This window comes from Rhodococcus sp. NPDC076796 (genome assembly GCF_040702765.1).
Lineage (GTDB): Bacteria > Actinomycetota > Actinomycetes > Mycobacteriales > Mycobacteriaceae > Rhodococcoides.
The window spans coordinates 1-1,189 of record NZ_JBFBMS010000040.1 but is presented as its reverse complement, the minus strand read 5'-3'; the positions used below and the strand labels follow the sequence as shown (position 1 = coordinate 1,189).

The following is a 1,189-nucleotide window of genomic DNA, read 5'->3' as shown; positions in this document are numbered from 1 at the left end:
CTTCACGCTCGCTGTCCGCCATCACGAGATGATGCCCATCGTCGTTCGACGGCGCGCGGTAGACGGTGCATCGCACTGTGCTGCAGCCGCTCGTGTCGGATCGCCGCAGGCGTGCGGAGGCACCGAACGACCGAAGAGTTGCCGGACGGAACAGTCGAACGCCTCTCGGTGGACGCTGTATCGATGCCGTGTCGTTGCTCGGCAACAGACCCTGATCCCTGCCCCGCGCCGACAGCAATTCAGCCGCCGACGGAAGCCTTCGATGTTCGCGGTCACCGTTTTCGGCTCGACGGCCGCGTCGTGTGCGCTATCGGGCCAGGCCCGTTATCTTCTAGCTGATACTTGAAACCGAGGGCTACGGTAGCCAGACCCGGTATGACTTCTCGCCCCTGTCATCGATGATCCGGGGGGCTGTCGCCGGGTGTTGACGTCGGATCGGTGACCGGACGAAGGACTGCTTCATGGCCACGAGTTACGCCGTGTTTTGCGGCATCGACGTGGGAAAATCGGAACATCACGCCGTCGGTCTCGCCGTCGACGGAACCCGTCTGTACGGCAAAGCCCTACCCAATGACGAGGCCCGTCTGCGCACAGTGTTCGACCGCCTCGCCACGCGCGGGCCGCTGTTGATCGTCGTCGATCAGCCTAATACGATCGGCGACGCCCTGCCGGTCACCGTCTCCCGATCCTGCGAGCACCAGTTCGCGTCCCTACCGGGTCTGTCGATGCGCCGCATCGCAGATCTGTATCCAGGGCAAGCCAAAACTGATGCGCGGGCCTGCGTTCATCATCGCCGACACGGCCCGGACCATGCCCCACACGCTGCGACGAGTCGATACCGGTGATGACACACTCGCCGAGCTCGGTGTGCTGATCGGTTTCGATGACGATCTCGCCGGTGAAGCAACCCGCGTCAGCAACCGAATCCGCGGATTGCTGACCGGCATTCACCCCGCGCTCGAACGAGTCCTCGGACCGCGTGTGACACACCCGGCAGTGCTCGAGATCCTGTCCCGCTGCGGTAGCCCCGGCGGCATCCGCGCTGCTGGTAAGCGGAAACTGACCGCTTCGCCGCCAAAAACGCGCTCAGGATGGGGGCAAGACTGGTTGCGGAGATCTACGCCGCACTCGAGGCTCAGACGGTAGTAGTGCCCGGGTCTGCGGCTGCCGAGACTGTTCTACCCAAACT

The 1,189-nt window shown here is 64.0% G+C and carries 1 pseudogene; it reads left to right on the top strand.

Features of this window, described 5'->3' with window-relative positions:
* Positions 1 to 461: 461 nt before the first annotated feature.
* Positions 462 to 1,189 (top strand): annotated as a pseudogene (locus tag AB0366_RS27105) (IS110 family transposase); the annotation flags it as partial.